We start from the raw sequence: 20126 nt of genomic DNA, 5'->3' as shown, positions 1-20126 counted from the left end.
GGTTCCGGCCCCGGTCGGCGCCCGGGCGGGTGCGGGGCCGCCGTAGAATCGGAGGCATTGTGTCCGATTCCCGTAACCACACGTCCCCGCCGGTGCCCGATCCGCACGGCGCCACCCGCACCGAGGCCGCCCCGCGGCAGGCGAACCGCTCCGAGCGGAGGCTGCTGTTCCCCGAAGGCCCCGCGGTCGACCCGGCCGGGTCGCACCACGAGCGCCGGATCCGGAGCTTCCGGCCGCGCCGCGGGCGCGTGACAGCCGGGCAGGGAGAGGCGCTGCGCCGGCTCTGGCCGACGCGGGGCCTGGACATCGACGGGCGGTCCACGCTCGACCTCGACGCCCTGTTCGGCGGCCTGCCCGTGGTGCTGGAGATCGGCTTCGGCATGGGGGAGGCCACCGCGCGGATGGCCGCCGACGATCCCGGCACCGGCATACTCGCCGCCGACGTGCACACCCCCGGCCAGGGCAATCTGCTGGCGCTCGCCGAGCGCGAGGGGCTGACGAACATCCGGGTGGCCAACGGCGACGCGATCATCCTGCTGCGGGAGATGATCGAGCCGGGCGCCCTGGCGGGCCTGCGGGTGTTCTTCCCGGACCCCTGGCCCAAGAAGCGGCACCACAAGCGCCGGCTGATCCAGCCGGAGTTCGTCACGCTGGCCGCGGACCGGCTGCGGCCGGGCGCGCTGTTCCACTGCGCGACCGACTGGGAGCCGTACGCCGAGCAGATGCTGGAGGTGCTGACCGCCTGCCCCGAGCTGGAGAACACCGTGCCCGGCGGCGGCTACGCCCCCCGGCCCGCGTTCCGTCCGGTGACGAAGTTCGAGAACGCCGGTCTCGGCAAGGGGCACCGCGTCCACGACGTCCTGTTCCGCCGCCGCTGACCGAAGGCCGCCGCACCGCCGGGCCGGTCTCGTTAGGGTCGGTGGATGCACCCGTCCCCACCCCCGCAGCGGCCCGGTCCCGCGCAGCCGCCGGTGCCGGAGTACCAGCCGCGTCCCCGGTTCGACGCCGTGCCCGACCGTGCGCAGTGGCGCTACCGGCCGCGCCGGGCGCTCTGGGAGAGCAGAGCGGTGCGCGTCGGCGCCCTGGTCATCCTGCTGGCGCTGTGCGGTCTGGTGATCCTCGCGCTGGTCCGGCAGCAGACCGGCACCCGGGGCTTCGTGGTCGGTCTGGGCCTCGCCGTGCTTCCCGTTCCCCTGCTGGTGGCGGCGTTCTGCTGGCTGGACCGGGTCGAGCCCGAGCCCTGGCGGAATCTGGCGTTCGCGTTCGCCTGGGGAGCGTGTGCCGCCACCCTCGTGGCGATTCTGGCCAACGGTCTCGCGGTGCGGTGGATCGTCGCGCGGGCCGGGGTCTCCTCGGCCGGTGACGCGGACACCTGGGGGGCGGCGGTGGTCGCCCCGGTGGTGGAGGAGAGCACCAAGGCCGCGGCGCTGCTGCTGCTGTTCGTCTTCCGGCGGCGGGACTTCCACGGCATCGTCGACGGTGTGGTGATAGCGGGGATCACGGCCACCGGCTTCGCCTTCACCGAGAACATCCTCTTCCTGGGCACCGCCTTCGGCGAGGACGAGGCGCTCGGCAACTCGGGGTTCGAGTCCGTGACCGCGCAGACCTTCATCGTCCGCATCGTGCTGTCGCCGTTCGCGCACCCGCTGTTCACGTCGCTGACCGGGATCGGTTTCGGGCTCGTCGCGCAGCTCACGCCGCGGGCACGCGCCGGCCGGGTCCTGCTGCCGCTCTCCGGGCTGGCGACGGCCATGGGCCTGCACAGCGTGTGGAACGGCTCGACGTCCCTGGGCGGTCACGGCTTCATCGCGGTCTACGCCCTGTTCATGGTGCCGCTGTTCGTGGTGCTGACCACCGTGGTGATCCGCTCCCGGGCGGGCGAGCTGCGGGCCGTCCGGGAGTACCTGCCGGCGTATGTGGCGGCGGGCTGGCTCGCGCCCGCCGAGCCGCACGCGCTGTCGTCGATGCGGGCCCGTGCGGTCGCCCGGCGGCTCGCGCGCCGTACGCACGGCGCTCCGGCCGCCCGGGCCGTCTCCGAGTACCAGTCCTTCGCCACGGCCCTAGCCTTTCTGCGGCGGCGCGCCCACCAGGGCGCGGTGGGCGCGGACTTCGCCGTCCGCGAGCAGGAGCTGCTGCACCATCTGTGGCAGCGCAAGGCCCTGGCGCGGCCCGCCCTGCTGCACGCCGCGGCGGTCACCGCACCGGTGGCGCCACCGCGGTGGCAGCCGTACGGACCGGGGATGCCGTACGGGCAGGGGCCCGGCGGGCCCGGGGTCCCGTACCAGCCGGGGCAGCAGGGGCCGTGGACGGGGCCGCAGCCGGGACCGTGGCCGCCGGGGCAACAGCCGCGGCCGGGGCCGTACGCACCGTACGGTCCCGGCTCGTACGGCCCCGGCTCCGGCGGTCACTGAGCCGCCGTTACCGACGGCCGTTACTGATCGCCCTCGCTGAGCCACGGTCACCGGGCCGCGGTTACCGCTCCCCGGCCGGGGTTCCCCGCTCGGCACGGGGCGCGGCACCGGCGTCAGCCCGCGGTACGGGGCGCCGGTGCCCCGGCGGCCCCGCTCGGCTCGGCGGTCCGCTGGGAGAGGGGGGTGGCGATGTCCTCCAGCGAACGCCGCTCCGCCGGTACGGCGAGCACGGCGGCCACCACACCGGCCAGGGTCATCAGCGCGGCACCGATCTGGAAGGCCAGCACGGTGTCGCCGACGACGCCCGACCCGGTGAGCTTCGCGAAGACCAGCGGGCCGCTGATGCCGCCCGCGGCGGTGCCGATCGCGTAGAAGAAGGCGATCGCCATGGCCCGGGTCTCCATCGGGAAGACCTCGCTGACCGTCAGATAGGCGGAGCTCGCGCCGGCCGAGGCGAAGAAGAGCACCACGCACCAGCAGGCGGTGAGGGTCCTGGCGGTCAGATGGCCGCCGTCGAAGAGCCAGGCGGTGATGAAGAGGAGCACACCGGAGAGGATGTAGGTGCCGGAAATCATGATCTTGCGGCCCACGGTGTCGAAGAGCTTGCCGAGCAGCAGCGGGCCGAAGAAGTTCCCCAGCGCGATCACCGCGAAGAAGTAGCCGGTGGAGCCGGTGCCCACGTCGTAGAACGTGGTGAGGATCGCGCCGAAGCCGAAGGTGATGGCGTTGTAGAGGAAGGCCTGGCCGATGAAGAGCGAGAAGCCGAGGACGGCGCGCCTGCGGTAGTGCGAGAAGACGGTACGGGCGATCAGGCCGAAGCCGATGCTCTTGCGCTGGTGGATGGTGATCTCACCGGCCGGCTCCGGGAGTTCCTCGCCCTTCTCGGCGGTGACCTGCTCCTCGGCCTCCCGGACCAGGGCTTCCGCCTCCTCGCCCCGGCCGTGGATGAAGAGCCAGCGTGGACTCTCCGGTACGTGCCGGCGGACGAGGAGGATCACCAGTCCGAAGACGACGCCCAGCCCGAAGGTCAGCCGCCAGCCGAGGTCCTTGGGGAAGATGTCGGTGTCCAGCATGACGATGGACAGCAGGGAACCGCCGACCGCACCCAGCCAGAAGCTGCCGTTGATGATGAGGTCGACCCGGCCCCGGTAGAGGGAGGGGATCAGCTCGTCGATGGCCGAGTTGATGGCCGCGTACTCGCCGCCGATGCCGAAGCCGGTGAGGAAGCGGAAGACGAAGAACCACCAGCTGGAGAAGGAAAGGGCGGTCAGCGCGGTGGCGCCCAGATAGACGGCCAGCGTGATGATGAACAGCTTCTTGCGGCCGTAGCGGTCGGTGAGGCGGCCGAAGAAGAGCGCGCCCAGACAGGCCCCGGCGACGTACAGCGCCGCGGCGACACCGGTGACCTGGCCGGAGCTGATGGGCAGACCGCTGCCCTCCTCCGAGAGCCGGCCCGCGATGTTGCCGACGACGGTGACCTCCAAGCCGTCGAGGATCCACACGGTGCCGAGGCCGATGACGATGGTCCAGTGCCAGCGCGACCAGGGCAGTCTGTCCAGCCGGGCGGGCACGGCCGTGGTGACCGTGCCCGTTCCCGCTCGCGCGTCCAAGGGGTAGTCCGCCGCCATCCCCGCACCCTCCGCTCGACTCCGGCCCGGGGCGGCGCCCCGGTGCTCATCCGTGCATGCAGGTTCCCGGCGCCGTGCGATTCACGCCCCCGGGGCGGGCCGGCCGGAGGGGATCAGAGGGCGGACAGGCCGGCAGCCCTGGCGTCGGGGGGACGCACCAGGGCTGCCGGAGCAGAGGCCCGCGCCGCGAGCGGGCGGGGCGATGCGGGGAGGCCGTGGACCGGAACGGGGGCCGGCCGGCACCGTCCGTGGAAAGCCGCAGGGCACGGGGTTTGCGGCAGGCAGGCGGGGCATACGCAGAAGCGGGACACGGGGTAACACCCGGAGGCCGGAGGGCGCGTCTGCGAGCGCGCCCTCCGCTTCCGGCCCCCGGTACCGGGCCGAGCGCGCGTGGCCCGTCCGCGAACGTGCCGCGGGATGCCGGAGGTTGAAGGCTCGGACTGCGGTGCGGCGCGGTGCGGTGCGGTGCCGCGGTTCAGATGTTCTTGCCGTGGTCGCGGAGCCAGGCCGCGGGGTTCACCGGGTCGCCGCCGCCGGGCCGGACCTCCAGGTGGAGATGCGGGCCGGAGGAGTTGCCGGTGGAGCCGACGCGGCCGATCGTGTCGCCGGTGGTGACCTCACCGGAGGTGACGGTCATCGAGGAGAGGTGGCAGTACCAGATCTCCGTGCCGTCATCGAGGGTGAGGATGATGCGGTAGCCGTACGAACCGGCCCAGCCGGCCTCGGTGATCGTGCCGCCGTGCACCGCCTTGACGGGGGTGCCGGTCGGGGCGGCGAAGTCCTGGCCGGTGTGGCTGCTGGACCACATGGAGCCGGACTCGCCGAAGCTCGAGGTGAGGGTGTAGGAGGAGAGCGGAAGCGCATAGCTGGCGGCCAGCTTGGCCAGCCGCTCCTCTTCCGCCTTGCGCGCGGCTTCCTCGGCCGCCTTGCGCTCGGCCTCTTCCGCGGCCTTCTTCTTGGCCGCCTCGGCCTCCGCCTTCTTGGCGGCGGCGTCCTCGGCGGCCTTCTCCCGCGCGGCCTGCTCGGCGGCCAGCCGTTCGGTGCTCTCGGCGACGCTCTGCTGCTGCTCGGCCTGGCGCATGATGCGGGCCCGCAGGGCCTCTCCGGCGTCGGCGCCCTGGGCGATCTCGTCGGTGGTGAGCCCGGCCTGCGACAGCGGGGCGCGGCTCGCGGTGGCGGAGACGTCGTTGGAGCCGCCGACCAGGGAGTCGATGGCGGGCAGCTTGTCCGTCACCGGGGAGAGGTCGGGCAGCGAGATGGGGGCCGGGGGGCGGTCCTTGGCCGTGGCCATGCCACCGGCGCCTACAGCCGCGATCACCCCGACGCCCAGGACGGCGCCGCTCCGGGCCATGCCTCCGCCGCGCTGTTTGACGACGCGGTGCCTGCCCCGGACCGGGGCGGTGGAGTCGGCGGTGGGGTTCCACTCACCGACGGGCTCTCCGTCGAAGAGGGGACCGGAGGTGGACGGACCGGCCCACGTCTCGGGGGCAGGGCTGCTGGACGCCACGGAGGCGCACTCCTTTCCTTCCTTCTCGCCTACCGGGTTAGCTGACGGGTTCGGAGCAGGAAGGTCTCCTACGGTTCCCTCCTCGCGGAGGGGCCCGATTCACCCCAAGGATTGGTTCCCCGGTTCCCTTGGTGCAGGTGGTGCTGTTCCGCGCATGCGGGATTCGGCGACTGCGCAGGCGGTGCCACCCTTGGTGGCGGCTGGGACGACCGCGCTGCGTTATCGAACGTTAATTGACGGAGCCCCCGTATTCCAAGCCGTTCCGGCTGATCTTTTGGTAATGACCGCATGGAGAAAACGGACATCGGCCGCCAGAGCCGGGCGAGTTGACCGGGCGCCGGAAAACCTGTTTCCACTGATCGTGCATCAGTTGTTATCGCTTGGACACCTGCCGTCACACAGCGTCGCCGTGGCCGGCGGCGGGCGTCGGGTCGCGGGCGCGCCGGAACGGACGGCGAGGGTCCGGCGGTGCGGCGGTCAGGAGATCCGGTCGTGGGGAGGTCCGGTGGTGGTCAGGGGATCCGGCGGTCAGGAGCGCCGCTCGGGGATGTCCGTGACCGCGAGGAGCGCCATGTCGTCATGGGCGCGGCCGCCGGTGTGCACGGCCACGTCCCCGACGAGGGTGTCCAGCAGCTCCTCCGGATCGCCGAAGGACCGTCCGGCCAGACTGAGTTGGGGATCGTAGAACTCACCGGCACGGTTGCGGGCCTCCGTGACGCCGTCGGTGAAGAGCAGGAGGGTGCACCCGCGCGGAAACACGATCTCCTCCACCCGGTCCGGCTCGGTCCGCAGCCACGCCAGGCCGAGCGGTACGGCGGGCACTTCCGGTTCGACGGCGCACACGGCCCCGTCCCCGGTGAGCATCAGCGGGGCCGGGTGACCGCGGTTGAGCAGCCGCAGCCTCCGGGCCGACAGCCCGGAAGGGCTCCCGCCGGGAGCGCCGGATCCACCCGGGCCCGCCCCGGGGGAGCGCTCGTGCGGGATCTCGGCGAGCACGGCCGTGGTGAACCCCTCGGCCCGCTCCAGCCCTTCCCGGCGCTTCGCCTCCCGTACGAGCGCGCCTTCCAGCCGTTCCGCGATCCCCGTCAGCTCCGGCTCCTCCTCGGCCGCTTCCCGGAACGCCCCGAGGACGATCGCGACCGCGCCCACCGCCCCCATGCCCTTGCCGCGTACGTCACCGACGATGAGCCGCACCCCGTGCGGGGTGGACTGAACCGCGTAGAGGTCGCCGCCGATTCCCGCGTCCGCCTGCGCGGCCTCGTAGCGGGCGGCGACGCGCAGCCCGCCGATGCGGCCGGCAGGGGCCGGCAGCACGGCCCGCTGGGCGGCCTCCGCGACGTTCCGGACGGAGGCCAGCGCACGGTGGCCGTGGCGCACCACGCGGTTGATGAAGACGGCGAGGCCTGCCACGGTGACCACCGTGGCCGTGTCGAGCAGCGACTGGTACTGCCCGAGCGTGTCGTGCAACAGAGCGATCCCGAGCATCGCCAGGCTGGAGACGACGGCCGTCAGGATCGTGGCGGGGCCGGTGTAAAGGGCCGCGGCGACCATCGGCGCGGCCGCGAAGAACGGCGAGCCGGTCAGCTTCGGCGGTGCCAGCAGGCCGAAGACCAGGCCGCCGACGATCAGGAAGCCCGGGATCCAGCAGGGGAACGGAGCACCGCGGAACCGTGTCCCACCGTCGCCCCTGCTGCACAGCTGTCCTCGCTGTACCACCTGTGATCTCCTGCCCGGTCCCGGTCCGTCCGGTTACGGAACGACACCGCGCCCCCTGCCACCCTCGGCCGTTCCGGAGCGGAGGGCGAATCCGCGTGCGCCGTTCGGGTGACGGGCCGCGGTGCACGGACAGCGGCAGGAGCGGTGGCACGGACAGCGGCAAAGCGGCCGGGGCGGGGCGTGGGGGCAGGGGTGTGGGTGGGGCGCGGGTGGGGGCGTGGACGGGCGGCAAGCGGTGGTGCCACCGAGCTGTGCCTCCGGCCCGGGCCGGAGTCCGGTGACTCCGGCCCCGTGGTTCTTGCCCCCTTTCGTGTAGCTTCGAAGATATGAGGAGCACATCGCGCAATGCCGTGCTCGGACCGGTGCTCGCCCTGCTAGCGGCCCTTCTGGTCGCGGCCGGGCTCCTCGCTCCGGGCGCCCGGGCGGCCGACGGCCTCGGCGGCGCCGCGGAAGCCCTGCGGAGCGGCCCGGTCTATGTGGATCCCCGGGCCTCCGGCCGGCTCTCCGGAGCCGAGGCCGAGGCACTGGCCGACACCATCGAGAACGCCGACAAGCCCGTCTTCGTCGCTGTCCTGCCGGAGGCCGCGGAGTTCGATCCCGACAGCCTGCTCCGGGATCTGCGGACCCGGGTCGGTGTCAGCGGCGTCTACGCGGTCGCCCTCGGCGACGGCTTCGACGCGGGCGCCGACAACCGGGTCATGTCACAGAACGCCGTGGGGAACCTGACCGGCGCCGTCGAGCGGGAACACGGCACCGACACCGCCGCCCTGCTCGACGACTTCGTCGGCCAGGCGGTCCAGCAGGCCAACGGTTCCGCGCCCGCCTCCTGGAGCGACGGCGGCGACGACGGCGGGACGAACACCGTGGCCGGTGTCGTCACCCTGGTCACCATCGGTGCTCTGGCGCTGGCGGGCATCCTGGCGGCCTTCACCGTCTCCCGGCGCAACCGCAACCGCCGGGCCGAACGCGAGAAGGCCGAACTCGAGACGGTACGACCCCTGGTGGACGAGGACATCACCGCCTTCGGCGAGGAACTGGACCGGCTCGACTTCGACCCCTCCGCGCCGGAGACCGACGAGGCCATGCGCCGCGACTTCTCCCACGCGCTGGACTCCTACGAGAAGGCGAAGGCCGCGATGGCCCGCGCCCACCACCCCGGTGACGTCCGCCAGGTCACCGAGGCCCTGGAGGACGGCCGCTTCTCGCTGGCCACCCTGGACGCCCGGCGCGCCGACACTCCGCTGCCGGAACGCCGGCCGCCCTGCTTCTTCGACCCCCGCCACGGCCCGTCCACCGAGGACGTCGAGTGGGCGCCCGAGGGCGGAACGGCGCGCACCGTCCCGGTGTGCGCCGCCGATGCCGCCCGGATCGCCGACGGCCACGAGCCGATGGCCCGCACCGTCGAGACGGCATCCGGCCGCCGGCCGTACTGGGAGGCCGGACCCGCCTACGCCCCCTGGGCCGGGGGTTACTTCGGCGGCGGGATGCTGCCCGGGCTGCTGGTCGGCACCATGCTCGGCAACATGATGTTCGCCCCCCACGCCTACGGCGCCTACGGCGGCGGTGACTACGGCACGGGCGCCGAGGGCGGCGAGTACACCGGCTCCGACTTCAACCCGGGTGACTTCGGCGGAGGGTTCGACGGCGGCGGCTTCGGAGGCGGAGGGGACTTCGGCGGCGGCGGAGGCTTCTGACCGCCCGCCGCCACCGGGCCCGGGCGGTCCCGGCCGTGCGATCTGCGCGGACCGCCCGCCGTGTCCGCGGTGTCCGGGCCGTCCCGGGGTCCGGACAGTTCCAGGGCCCGGGCTCCTCGGACCCTCCGGCGGCCACCCGGACCGGACGAACCCGGGTCGCCCGCCAGTCCTGGCCGGCAGCACGGAGGGCGACCGAGGCCGCCGACCCGGATCGGCGGCCCGGGTTCGTCCGGTGCCGTGCCCCGGCCGGGTGTCCGGCGGACCACCGGACGCCCCTCCCGCCTCGCCCCTCAGTCGCCGAGGTGCCGCTCGGCATAGACCTTCATGGCGTCCCGGACGAACTCGGCGACCCCCTCACCATGCCGGTCGTAGTGGGCGGCGAACCGCGGATCGGCGACGTACATCTCGGCCAGCCCGATGAAGTAGTCCTTGGAGGGATCCGGGGAGGCGTCCGACAGCCATGTGTAGTGGCGCCGGGTGATCGCCTGCGCCTCCTCGCTGTCCGGGGAGGCACCGGCCCGCGCGGCCTTGCCGAAGTCCAGGGCGATGTCCAGTTCCCGCTGCTGGAAGGACTGCCGGCCCTCCTCGCCGAGCGAGCGCCACCAGCGGTCGGAACTCTCGTAGGCGTCGCGCCCCCAGCGCTCGATCACCTCTTCCTTGTGCCGGTCGTGGTCGAAACCGTCGAATATTTCGTCGGCCATGAGCTCTTCGCCCTCCTCCGTCTTGCGCAAGGTGGTCCGCACCGAGGCGATCTGCCGCCCGATCCGCTCCCGTTCGTGCTCCAGCAGCCGCAGATGCGTGCGGAGCGCGGCGGTCTCGTCGCGCTGCCCGGCCAGCACCTCGGCGATGGCGGGCAGCCCCAGGCCCAGCTCGCGCAGCAGCAGAATCCGCTGAAGCCTGACCAGCGCGGACTGGTCGTAGTAGCGGTAGCCGTTGCCGCCGATCCGGCTGGGCGGCAACAGGCCGATGTCGTCGTAGTGGCGCAGCGTCCGGCTGGTCGTCCCCGCACGGCGCGCGATGTCCTGGATCGACCACTCCATCGCGGCTCCCCCTTGCTGTTTCCACGTCCCCGGGCGTCTCTCACCCGGTGCTCACGACCGTAAAACTTGACGTAGCGTAAAGGTCAACCCGAATGCGGACGAACGGTTCGGCTCCCGGCATACGCTCCATCGGTCCGGGGCCGCGGCCGCTCCGGATCGCCGGGCCACGGCACCGCGAAGGCGACCGCGGAAGTGACCGCAAAGGCGACCGCGGAGGCGGGCGGGACCGCGGAGGCCGTTCCGGGCGCACGGACCAGGAGCGAGGCGACAGGTCCGCCCTTGACGGCAGCGGAAGCACCGGACGCCGCGCCGGGGGACCCCCGGGACCGGGTGGACGGCGACCGGACCGCGCGCTGAAGGCGGCGCCGGACGGGAGAGCCGGGCGGCGCGGCCGCAGCGGGCCGGCCGTGTGCGGCGCCGGACGGCGGTGGTGGCGGCTGCGGTGGCGGGGCCGGCGGCGGACGGCGGCGGACGGCATGACGACGGGGACGGCGGTCCCACCCGCCGTCCCCGTCGCGGAGCCGTGACCGCACCCGTCCCCACGAGCCGGTCCGGAGACCTGCCGGACGTACGGTGCGCGCGGCACCCGGCACGGGTCGTATCCGTGCCCGGTCGCCCGACCGCACGTCCGGCTACCCCAATGTGTCCCGCCCCCACAGCAGGACCCGCATGACCCACCATCGCCGTATCGGCACACGGGCGGCAGGGCCCGGTCGGCCCGGGAGGGGGACCATTGGTCCCCCTCTTCCGCGGTGCTCTCCTTCGGCCGATGCCCGGCCTCCTCCCGCACGGAAACCCGGGATCTCTCCTGGTCACCGCGATCACCACGGCCACCACGGCCACCAGTGCCACCGTGCGCTGCCGCAGTCACAGCGGCCCCTGCTCCTGCCCGGCCACGGCCCCTGCCCCCGCCCCGCGCAACCGCACATCGCCGGCTTCAGGAGGGGCGGCGGCCCGGCGGTCCGCCGGCGCACCAACCGGCGGGACGGCGGACGCAGTTGCCGCGAAGGCCACCACCGCACCCGCCAACTCGTCCTCCCGGTGCGGGGAGTGGCCGGAACGCCGTGAGGCCCGGATCGGCATCGGCGCCGATCCGGGCCTCGGTGGTAGGCCGTGTGGGACTCGAACCCACAACCAATGGATTAAAAGTCCACTGCTCTGCCAATTGAGCTAACGGCCCTTGGTCGTGCTCCCCCGAGCATAGCCCTCCGCGGGCCGCGAACCGATCGGGTATACCCCTGTTCGCCGACAGCGGCCCGGGATTCCGGGCCCGCGCCGCCGCGCCCCGCCGTCGGTGCGGACCGGGCACGGTGGCGCGGGCCCGGACACGGCCTCAGGGCCCGTACGACGCAGTGCGTACGGGCCCCGAGGCACGGATGTCCGGGCAGGTGCCGTCAGCCGTTGCGCTTCCAGCGCGGCTTGTCGGCGCGGCGGTCGAACGGACGGCCGCCGGCGGTGTTGGTGCTGCCGCGGTGGTCGTCGCGGCGGGCCGGGCGGTCGTCGCGGCTGAAGGGACGGTCGTCACGACGGTCGCGGTTGTGCGGGCGGTCGCCACCCCGGTGGTTGAAGCCGGGGCGGTCGTCGCGGCGCTCGTGCGGACGGGCGGCGCCGAAGCCTCCGCGGTCGTCACGGCGGTCACGGCTGTAGCCGCCGGCCGGACGGTCGTCGCGGCGGTCACGGCTGTAACCGCTGCCCGAACGGCCGGCACCGTAGCCACCACTCGGACGGTCGTCGCGGCGGTCACGGCCGAACCCGCCGCCCGGACGGTCGTCACGGCGGTCACGGTTGAACCCGCCACCCGGACGGTCGTCACGGCGGTCACGGTTGAACCCACCGCTCGGACGGTCGTCACGGCGGTAGCCGCCGGAGCGGTCGTCGCGGCGGTCACCGCGGTCGCGGTTGAAGCCGCCGGAGGAGCGGTCGTCCCGGCGCTCGCGGCCGTAGCCGCCGCGGTCGCCGTAGCCACCGCTGTTGCCACCGCGGTCTCCGTAGCCGCCGGAGCGGTCGTCGCGACGGTCACGGCGGTCGAAGTTGCCCCGGTCGTCGCGGCGCTCGCCCGCGGCCGCGGACTGGGCCGGCACGGACGCGGCGGCCCGCGACTCCTCCGCCGCGGCTTCCGCCGCCGCGGCGGCGACCATGGCCTCGGCGGCGGCCGCGACGGCCGCCTCCGGGTCCTCGCCCCGCTCGCGCGCGGCCCGCGCCACCAACCGGTCGGCTTCCCCGCGCAGTTCGGCGGCGCGGCGCTGTGCGCGCTCCAGCTGACGGGTGAGGTCCTGCACCTCGCGCTCGGCCTGCTTCGCGGCGTTGCCGGCCGACTCGGCCTGCACCTCGGTCAGCGAACGGGCACCGGTGATCCGGGCGACGTCCTCGTCGAACGCGCCCGCTCCGCCGACGATGTGGCGCGAGGCGTCGACGCCCGCGTCCTCCATCAGCCGGAAGATCTGCTTGCGCTGGTGCGGGAGCGCCAGCGAGACGACGGTGCCGCTGCGGCCCGCGCGGGCCGTGCGGCCGGAGCGGTGCAGGTAGTCCTTGTGGTCACCGGCCGGGTCCACGTTCAGGACCAGGTCGATGTCGTCGACGTGGATGCCGCGCGCGGCGACGTCCGTGGCGACGAGGCAGTTGACGCGACCGTCCTTGAAGTCGGCCAGCGTCCGGGTCCGGGCGCCCTGCGTCATGCCGCCGTGCAGCGCGTCCGCGCGCACCCCGGTGTCGAGGAGCTGCTCGGCGACTCGGTCGGCGCCCATCTGGGTCCGCACGAAGATGATCGTGCGGCCCTTGCGGGCGGCGATGGCGGCCGTGACCGGCGCCTTGTCCTTCGGCTTCACGACGAGCACGTGGTGGCTCATGGTGGTGACCGCGCCCTGCGCCGCGTCGACCTCGTGTGTCACCGGGTCGACCAGGTAGCGCTTGACGAGGGTGTCGATCTCGTTCTCCAGCGTCGCGGAGAACAGCAGGCGCTGGCCGCCCGCCGGCACGAGGTTGAGAATCTCGGTGACCTCGGGCAGGAAGCCCATGTCGGCCATCTGGTCGGCCTCGTCGAGAACGGCGACCTCGACCTGGTCGAGCGTCGCGGCGCCCCGGTCGATGAGGTCGCGCAGCCGGCCGGGGGTGGCGACGAGGATGTCGACGCCGCGCTCCAGTGCGTAGATCTGGTTGCTCATGGAGGTGCCGCCGCAGACGACCTTCATCTTCAGGCCGAGGACGTCACCGTAGGGCTGGAGGGCGTCGGCGACCTGCATCGCCAGCTCGCGGGTGGGGGTGAGGATCAGGCCGCGGGGGCGCTTCTTCTCGGTACGGCCCTCGGCGAGGCGGGTGAGCAGCGGCAGACCGAAGGAGAGGGTCTTGCCGGAGCCCGTGCGGCCGCGGCCGAGGATGTCCTTGCCGGCCAGGGCGTCCGGGATGGTCGCGGCCTGGATCGGGAACGGGGTGACGACACCGTTCTGGGAGAGCTTGCGGACGATCGCCTCGGCGAGACCGAGGTCACCGAAGGTGACTCCGGGGGTCCCGGAAGCCTCGGCGGTGACGGCTTCGGGGGCCGCGGCGACGGCGTCGGCGGTGGCGGGAGCCTCGTCGAACTCGGTACCGGCGAGGGCGGTGATCTCCGCGTCCTCGGGCATGACGGCGCGGTCAGTGGCAGAAATGGACATGCGAAATGCAAAACCTTCCGGAGTCTCGGCACGCGCCCAAACTCCGTGTATGCATACGCCCGCCTCTATGCGGTCAGCCACGGTTCGGTACAGGAACGCGCCACACGGCGCGTTCATCACCTCGGTCTGCGAGGAGATACGGTAGCGCCGGGCAAATGGGATCAAACGATCTGTCACCATACGCACTCGGAACCCCGGAGCGCAAATCGGCTCCGGCGGGGGATCCCGGGGTGGATGTGGTGGTCGGTCGCGGGGTCGTCGTCGCGGTCTGAACCGCGCTGCACCCAGCGTACCGGACGGGCGCGGCCGCCGGCCCTCCGGTGGTGCGGGCCCGGCTCGGAGCCCCGGCCGCCCCGGATCTCCGGACGCCCGGTCCGGAGCCCCGGCCCGCCGGCCCCGCCGTCCCCGCCGGCCGCCTCCGGACGGGCCGCTGCCGCGTCCCTGGGCCGGACGGCGTGGTTGTCCGGCGTTGTCCGTGTCCTGCGCGGTGCGGGCGGAGTTGAGCAGAGCGGCCTGCCCGCCCCGCATCCGGAGGTGCCCGCCTGTGCGCCCGCTCCCCATCCGTCTCCCCGGCCCCTTCTCCGTCGCCGGAAACCCTGCCGAGCCCGTGGCGGCCCCGGAGGGCGGGGCGCGCGGGCCGTCCCGGCGGTCCGCCCGGCCCCCGGCGGCCGGGGCCGGAAGCGGGAACGGGTCCGTGGACGGGTACCCGGCAGGGGCCGGGGGGCCCGCCCGGCCGGAGGGCGGGACCAGCGCCAGGTCCGCAGCCGTGTCCGCAGCCGTGTCCCGTACGGAGGGCCGCACGGGCTTCCGCGCCCCCCTGCGCGTGGCCGCCGCCGCACTCACCCTGGCCACCGTGACCGGGTGCATGAGCGTCAGCGACAGGACCGACCCGCCGAAGCCCACCGGATCCGCCGGGCAGGAGGGCGGATCGGGAAGTGCCGGTCACCGGTCCCCGGATGGCGAGGGCGTGGAGCAGCCCCACGGAGCGGACGGCGGCCCGGAGGCGCGGGACGGGCGCGGCAAGGCCGATCGCGGCCGGGACGGGGACGGCCGTGCCGAGGCGGGCCGCCCGGGTTCCCGTACGGAGCGCGAGGCCGGTGCCGGCGGGGCGTCCGGCCGCCCGGACCCGGGCGCCGGGCACGCCTCCGCGCCCGGTTCCGGCCCGGTCGCGGACAGCGGCCGTGAGAAGGACCGCGGGGGGCCCGGCCCCCGCGCACCGCGGCAGCCGGGAGGAGAGGGGGATCCGACCCGCCCGGCACCGGAGCGGCCGTCCCCGGAACCCGAGCCCGAGCCGGAACCGGAGCCGCAGCCGTCGAGCCCGGACCCGGCGCCGACGGGTGAGGAGCCGAAGCCCGAGCCCGGTGGCGCGGCGTCGGCGACCGGCGTGTCCCCGGAATCGGCGCCCGCACCGCTCTCACCGGGCGTCCCGGCGCCGTGAGCGGGACCCGTGAGCGGGACCCGTGAGCAGAGGACCGTGGCCGAGGCCGACCACGCGAGCCGAGCCCTTGCGAGCCGAGCCCCTGCGAGGTGAGCCAGGCACCCCGCGCACTCCTCCCACGACCGGCCTGGGCTGACCGGAGAGCAGAGTTCTCAGCCCGGGCCGAGCCCTCCGGTCAGCCCCGCGCCCAGGACGTACGCCCCCAGCCCGCCCGCCAGCGACAGGCCGATATTGGCCGCCGCGAGCCCGGCGCGCCCCCGCTCGGCCAGCCGCAGGGTCTCGTACGAGAACGTCGAGTAGGTGGTGAGTGCCCCGCACAGCCCTGTCACGAGCAGCAGCCGGGCCTGGTCGGAGCCCGTTCCGGCTCCAAGGGCGCCGGTGAGCAGCCCGAGCAGCAGACTGCCCGCCACATTGACGGCGACCGTGCCCCAGGGGAACACCGAGCCGTGCCGTGTCTGGACCGCGCGGTCGGTGAGATAGCGCAGGGGCGCGCCCACGGCGGCGCCCAGGGCGACCAGCAGCCAGTTCACCGGGCCCGCACCCCCGTTCCCGTACCGTTCCCCGCCCCGGTCTCCGCCCCGGGACCCGTTTCCGCCGCCGCACCGCCGTGGAGGCCCACGGCCTTCCGGGTCAGCACGGCCGCCGCCCCAACGGCGGTCAGCGCGGCGGCGAGCGTGCCCCCCGCGTAGGCCAGGGCGGCCACGGTCTCGCCCCGCACCAGCAGCTCCGGCACATCGGCCGCGTACGTCGAGAAGGTGGTGAAGCCGCCGAGCACACCGGTGCCCAGGAAAGGGCGCAGCAGCGGATGCGGGGAGACACCCGGCCGCTCGCTCACCAGCGTCATCAGGACGCCGATCAGCGCGCTGCCCGACGCGTTGGCCACGAGGACCGCCCACGGGGCCGCGTCGCGCGGCGCGGGCCAGGCGAGCGTCAGCCCGTACCGGGCGCAGGCGCCGAGCGCACCGCCCGCCGAGACGACGGCGAGGATGCCCCACAGGGCACGGCCGGCGGCCTCGGCCCGCTGTTCCGGTACGCGCAGATCGATGTCGGGGTCGACCGCCCGGGGTGCCCGGCCCGCGGGCGTGGCGCCGGCCGCACCGGCGCCGTTCCCCGCGCCGCTGCGGGATCCCGGGGCCGCGCCCTTGCCTCCCGGGTCCCCCGGGCGGGACGGAGGCGCCGGCCGTCCCGGACCGTCCCGGTCCCCCGGTGCGGCGGCGGGACCGCCCCCGCCGGGGGAACCGCCCGCCCCCGGGCCCGTTCCGCTCATCCGTACCCCAGGGCGTGCAGCCGTTCGTCGTCGATGCCGAAGTGGTGGGCGATCTCGTGGACGACCGTGACCTCGGTCTCCTCGACGACCTCTTCCCGGCTCCCGCACATCCGGAGCGTCGGCCCCCGGTAGATGGTGATCCGGTCCGGCAGCACGCCCGCGTACCACTCCCCCCGCTCCGTGAGCGGAGTCCCTTCGTAGATGCCGAGGAGCTCCGGGTCCTCGGCGGGCGGCTCGTCCTCGACGAACACCGCCACGTTGTCCATGAGCCGCGTCAGCTCGGGCGGGATGCGGTCCAGCGCCTCGGCGACCAGTTCCTCGAACTCCTCACGCGTCATCTCCAGCACGCCGCCATTCTGCGCCACACCCGCGCCCCCCGCCGCCGTCCGGCCGGGGACGGTGACCACGGCCACGGCCCGCGGAGACCCCCGATGGCGACCGTCGGGAACGAACCGGAGGCCGCACCGGTTGACATCCGCATAGCGATCACCGCGGAAGGGCATACGGCTGCAATGGCACGCGAACCACTCCGCCGCCGCTTCCGCATGCCCTTCCGGGGCCGGAGCGGCGGCCTTCCTCCGAAGGGTCCGGCGGTACGGCCGCTCGGCCACACACCGCATCCGTACGCCCGTGCCCTCGGAATGGTGTCCGTCGTGCTGATCGGCGCGTGGCTGGGCCTCCTGGTGGTCGGCAGCGTGCGGACCCCGGTGGGTCCCATGGACACCAAGATGGCGCTGCGCCCGTCGGTCTCGGGCGGTACGAAGATCAACGTGTCACCGCTCGGCGCACTCGAACTCGACAGCCACCACGCGCCCCTCCGCCTCGACGTGGATGTCGACCAGCTGAACCCCGAGCGTTCCCAGGCGCTGGTCAAGCATCCGGAGCGGCTCGCCGGACTGCAGGAGGAGATCGCCGGCGACGTGGCCGCCGGCACGATCGACCTGGGTGTGCGGTCGGTCGTCGCCGTGGTCTCCGGCGCCACGCTGCTCGGCCTGGCCGTCTACCGGCGCCCGCGGCGCGCGCTGACGGCGGGCGGTCTGGCGCTGGCGCTGCTGGTCACCTCCGGCGCCGCCGCGTACGCCACCTGGAATCCGAAGTCCGTCCTGGAGCCGAAGTTCTCCGGGCTGCTGAGCAGCGCGCCCAGTGTGGTGGGCAACGCCCGCAGCATCGTCAGCGACTTCGACATCTACCAGCAGGAGCTGGCCCGCCTCGTCACCAACGTCACCCAGCTCTACGACGCCACGGCGAACCTGCCGACGTACCAGCCGGACCCGACGACCATGCGCGTGCTGCACGTCTCGGACATCCATCTCAACCCGGCGGCCTGGCACATCACCGAGTCTCTGGTCAAGCAGTACGACATCGATGTGATCATCGATTCGGGCGACACCATGGACCACGGCACCACCGCCGAGAACGGCTTCCTCGACCCCATCAGCGACCTGGGCGCCCCCTATGTCTGGGTGCGCGGCAACCACGACTCGGCGGAGACACAGGAGTACCTGGAGGACCTGGACAACGTCCATGTCCTCGACGACGGCAAGTCCATCAGCGTCTCCGGTCTGCGGATCGCGGGCATCGGCGACCCGCAGTTCACCCCCGACCGCTCCGTGCAGCCGGCCGGGGACGACGCCGAGCGGGCCTCGGGGCGCAGGCTCGCCGCGGCGATGAACCGGCAGCGGGCCAAGGGCGACCCGGCCGACATCGCGGTGGCGCACAACCCGATGGCGGCCCGCGAGACGGCGGGGGCGGTCCCCCTGGTCCTGGCCGGGCACACCCACAACCGCAAGACCCATGAGCTGGACGGGGGGACGCGGCTGATGGTCCAGGGTTCGACCGGCGGCGACGGGCTCCGCGCGGTGGAGGGCGACGAACCCGCCGACGTCCAGGCCTCCGTGCTCTACCTGGACCGGGAGACCCGGAAGCTGCAGGCCTGGGACGAGATCACGCTCGGCGGGCTCGGCCTGTCGACGGCCGAGGTGAGCCGCAGGCTGCCGGAGGAGAACACTCCGGGCGGGGCGGAGTCACCCTCGCCCTCGCCCTCGTCGCCGTCCGCCGGACCGGGTTCCGGTACGGCCTCACCGCCCGCCCGCCGGACACCGTCACCCTCCCCCACGGAGGCGCCGTAAACCGTTTTGGCGATCCCTCCCCGCATCCCATATGCTTCTCACGTCCCCGACGGTGCCGGAAGGCGCTGCAGGCGGGCCATTCAGCCCTCATCGTCTAGTGGCCCAGGACGCCGCCCTTTCAAGGCGGTAGCACGGGTTCGAATCCCGTTGGGGGCACGCATCACCATGTGCGAGACTGGAGAACGTCGCCAGTGCTCGCACGAGCTTGGTCCTGTGGAGCAGTTTGGAGTGCTCGCCACCCTGTCAAGGTGGAGGCCGCGGGTTCAAATCCCGTCAGGACCGCTGCAACCGCGAGGTTGCGTGGCTGGGTAGCTCAGTTGGTACGAGCGTCCGCCTGAAAAGCGGAAGGTCGCCGGTTCGACCCCGGCCCCAGCCACCACCGCCCAGCAGGGCAAAGCCCCCGCCGAGATCCTTCGGCGGGGGCTTCTTCGTGCCGTTTGACGGCAGTGTGACGGCAGTGCCTACCCGAGCACGGTGCCCAGCTTCTCCAGGGCCCGGCGCTTCTCGGCGGTCGAGGCGTGGGCGTACACGCCAAGGGTGACCTGCAAGTCGCTGTGCCCGGCGATCTCCCGGACGACGTGCGGCGGTGCCTGCATGTCGAGCAGCAGCGAGACGAACGAGTGCCGCAGATCGTGGAAGCGGTAGCCGTCCAGCCCGGCCCGCCGGCGCGTGGCGTACCAGTGCCGGTTGAGGTTCCGCGGGTCGAGCGGCGAGCCGACCGACGTGGTGAAGACGAAGCCCGAGTCCAGCCATTCGGAGCCGCAGAACTCGCGCTCATCCTGCTGCTCCTTGCGGCGTTGGAGCAGCGCGTCCACGGCGAAGGGCGGCAGCGGGATAGTCCGCTCGGAGTACCGGGTCTTCGGCCGGGCCACGGACAGCTCGCCCTTCACCCGTTGCAGGGTCTGGGTCACCGACGGCTCGCCCGCGTCCAGGTCCACCGCGTCCCAGGTGAGCCCCAGCAGCTCTCCCTTTCGGAGGCCGAGCGCGAGCACCAGGACGTAGAGGGCGTACAGCCGGTCCTTGCGCAGCATGACCAACAGGTCCCGCGCCTGCTGGGGCGTGAGCCCCTGGCCCTTGGCGTAGCGCGGGTCCCTCGACCTGGACGAGCCGGGCGACGTTGCGCGAGACCAGCTCTTCCCGCAGAGCGTTCTGGAGCGCGTTCCGCAGGACCGCGTGGACGAGCTGCACCATGCGGGCGGAGAGCCGCCGTTCGCAGCACTTCCCGCGCGAACAGCACTGGTCTTCCTCCGGCCGCCGGGCGTCCAGCTTCCGGGCGCAGCACAGGCACAGCTCACGCAGCCGCCCGAGCATGGCCCGCACGTCCTGGGGAGACAGCCGCTCCAGTCGCTTGCCGCCGAGCAGCGGCACGAGGTAGAGCCGCACGGCTCCCTCGTACGCGATCACCGTCTTCGGCCGCCGTCGGGGCGTGACGACGTGCTCCAGCCAGTACGCCAGGTACTCACCGACCGTCCACGACCAGTCCGCCACGGGGATGCCCCGGTTCGCCTGTTCCAGCATCCGCACGAGCTTGGCGTGCGCTTCGGCACGGGTCCGCCCGTACTGCCGTCGCCGCTTGAGTGTTCCGGCGGAGGTCGGCACGTACGCCGCAGCCTCCCACCGGCCGTCCTTCCGTTGCGTAATCGTGCCTT

13 protein-coding genes, 4 tRNA genes, 1 pseudogene and 1 riboswitch are annotated in these 20126 nt (G+C 73.7%); of the genes and pseudogenes, 7 read left to right on the top strand and 11 right to left on the bottom strand.

All coding sequences use genetic code 11. The features are described from left to right. The first annotated feature begins 59 nt into the window (after positions 1-59). The gene (gene trmB / locus SXIN_RS16550; RefSeq protein ID WP_019707148.1) at positions 60-878 is read left to right on the top strand and encodes a tRNA (guanosine(46)-N7)-methyltransferase TrmB; all 819 of its coding nucleotides are present in this window, start codon (positions 60-62) and stop codon (positions 876-878) included. Positions 879-923: 45 nt separating this feature from the next. Continuing rightward, positions 924-2411, top strand: coding sequence for a PrsW family intramembrane metalloprotease (locus SXIN_RS16545; RefSeq protein ID WP_095757160.1), 1488 nt, complete (start codon positions 924-926; stop codon positions 2409-2411). 113 nt (positions 2412-2524) lie between these two features. Here SXIN_RS16545 and SXIN_RS16540 read toward each other — a convergent pair whose 3' ends face one another. The 3 genes from SXIN_RS16540 to SXIN_RS16530 form a co-directional block, all read right to left on the bottom strand. Beyond that, on the bottom strand, positions 2525-4039 hold the full coding sequence (locus SXIN_RS16540; RefSeq protein WP_019707150.1) for an MFS transporter: 1515 nt from the start codon (positions 4037-4039) through the stop codon (positions 2525-2527). A gap of 475 nt (positions 4040-4514) precedes the next feature. Further along, on the bottom strand, positions 4515-5546 hold the full coding sequence (locus SXIN_RS16535) for a M23 family metallopeptidase (protein WP_019707151.1): 1032 nt from the start codon (positions 5544-5546) through the stop codon (positions 4515-4517). Between the two features lie 11 nt (positions 5547-5557). Then, a riboswitch (cyclic di-AMP (ydaO/yuaA leader) is annotated at positions 5558-5725 on the bottom strand. Positions 5726-6074: 349 nt separating this feature from the next. Further along, entirely contained in the window at positions 6075-7262 is a 1188-nt protein-coding gene (locus tag SXIN_RS16530; RefSeq protein ID WP_238153779.1) for a PP2C family protein-serine/threonine phosphatase, read from the bottom strand. Between the two features lie 326 nt (positions 7263-7588). Here SXIN_RS16530 and SXIN_RS16525 point away from each other — a divergent pair, with 326 nt between their 5' ends. Next, on the top strand, positions 7589-8956 hold the full coding sequence (locus tag SXIN_RS16525) for a hypothetical protein (RefSeq protein ID WP_039820203.1): 1368 nt from the start codon (positions 7589-7591) through the stop codon (positions 8954-8956). 290 nt (positions 8957-9246) lie between these two features. Here the strand turns inward: SXIN_RS16525 and SXIN_RS16520 are convergent, their stop codons facing one another. From SXIN_RS16520 to SXIN_RS16490, 6 genes are all read right to left on the bottom strand, one after another. After that, positions 9247-9996, bottom strand: a complete 750-nt coding sequence (locus SXIN_RS16520) for a MerR family transcriptional regulator (protein WP_019707155.1) — start codon at positions 9994-9996, stop codon at positions 9247-9249. A 1104-nt stretch (positions 9997-11100) separates the two neighbouring features. Next, a tRNA-Lys gene (locus SXIN_RS16515) sits at positions 11101-11176 on the bottom strand. Between the two features lie 214 nt (positions 11177-11390). Continuing rightward, entirely contained in the window at positions 11391-13643 is a 2253-nt protein-coding gene (locus SXIN_RS16510; RefSeq protein ID WP_095757159.1) for a DEAD/DEAH box helicase, read from the bottom strand. 1590 nt (positions 13644-15233) lie between these two features. Continuing rightward, on the bottom strand, positions 15234-15611 hold the full coding sequence (crcB, locus tag SXIN_RS16500; protein WP_019706182.1) for a fluoride efflux transporter CrcB: 378 nt from the start codon (positions 15609-15611) through the stop codon (positions 15234-15236). Further along, complete coding sequence (locus SXIN_RS16495; protein WP_095757157.1) at positions 15608-16348, bottom strand: fluoride efflux transporter FluC; 741 nt, start codon at positions 16346-16348, stop codon at positions 15608-15610. The genes crcB and SXIN_RS16495 overlap by 4 nt, the downstream gene beginning before the upstream one ends. Then, positions 16345-16695, bottom strand: a complete 351-nt coding sequence (locus SXIN_RS16490; protein WP_030547706.1) for a metallopeptidase family protein — start codon at positions 16693-16695, stop codon at positions 16345-16347. Before SXIN_RS16490 ends, SXIN_RS16495 begins: the two co-directional genes overlap by 4 nt. A 198-nt stretch (positions 16696-16893) precedes the next feature. Here SXIN_RS16490 and SXIN_RS16485 point away from each other — a divergent pair, with 198 nt between their 5' ends. From SXIN_RS16485 to SXIN_RS16470, 4 genes are all read left to right on the top strand, one after another. Beyond that, the gene (locus SXIN_RS16485; protein ID WP_050930655.1) at positions 16894-18477 is read left to right on the top strand and encodes a metallophosphoesterase family protein; all 1584 of its coding nucleotides are present in this window, start codon (positions 16894-16896) and stop codon (positions 18475-18477) included. Between the two features lie 83 nt (positions 18478-18560). Further along, positions 18561-18633, top strand: a tRNA-Glu gene (locus tag SXIN_RS16480). Positions 18634-18684: 51 nt separating this feature from the next. Further along, positions 18685-18759: transfer RNA gene (locus SXIN_RS16475), tRNA-Asp, on the top strand. Positions 18760-18779: 20 nt separating this feature from the next. After that, positions 18780-18856: transfer RNA gene (locus tag SXIN_RS16470), tRNA-Phe, on the top strand. An 82-nt stretch (positions 18857-18938) separates the two neighbouring features. Here SXIN_RS16470 and SXIN_RS32230 read toward each other — a convergent pair. Both SXIN_RS32230 and SXIN_RS32225 read right to left on the bottom strand, forming a co-directional pair. Next, a complete protein-coding gene (locus tag SXIN_RS32230) occupies positions 18939-19508 on the bottom strand; it encodes a site-specific integrase (protein ID WP_019707159.1) in 570 nt (189 codons plus the stop codon). A gap of 340 nt (positions 19509-19848) precedes the next feature. Next, positions 19849-19995: pseudogene (locus tag SXIN_RS32225) on the bottom strand (site-specific integrase); the annotation flags it as partial. Positions 19996-20126 lie beyond the last annotated feature (131 nt).

The sequence above is a fragment of the Streptomyces xinghaiensis S187 genome (genome assembly GCF_000220705.2).
In the GTDB taxonomy this organism is placed as follows: Bacteria; Actinomycetota; Actinomycetes; order Streptomycetales; family Streptomycetaceae; genus Streptomyces; species Streptomyces xinghaiensis.
This window is presented reverse-complemented; position numbering and strand designations above follow the sequence as displayed.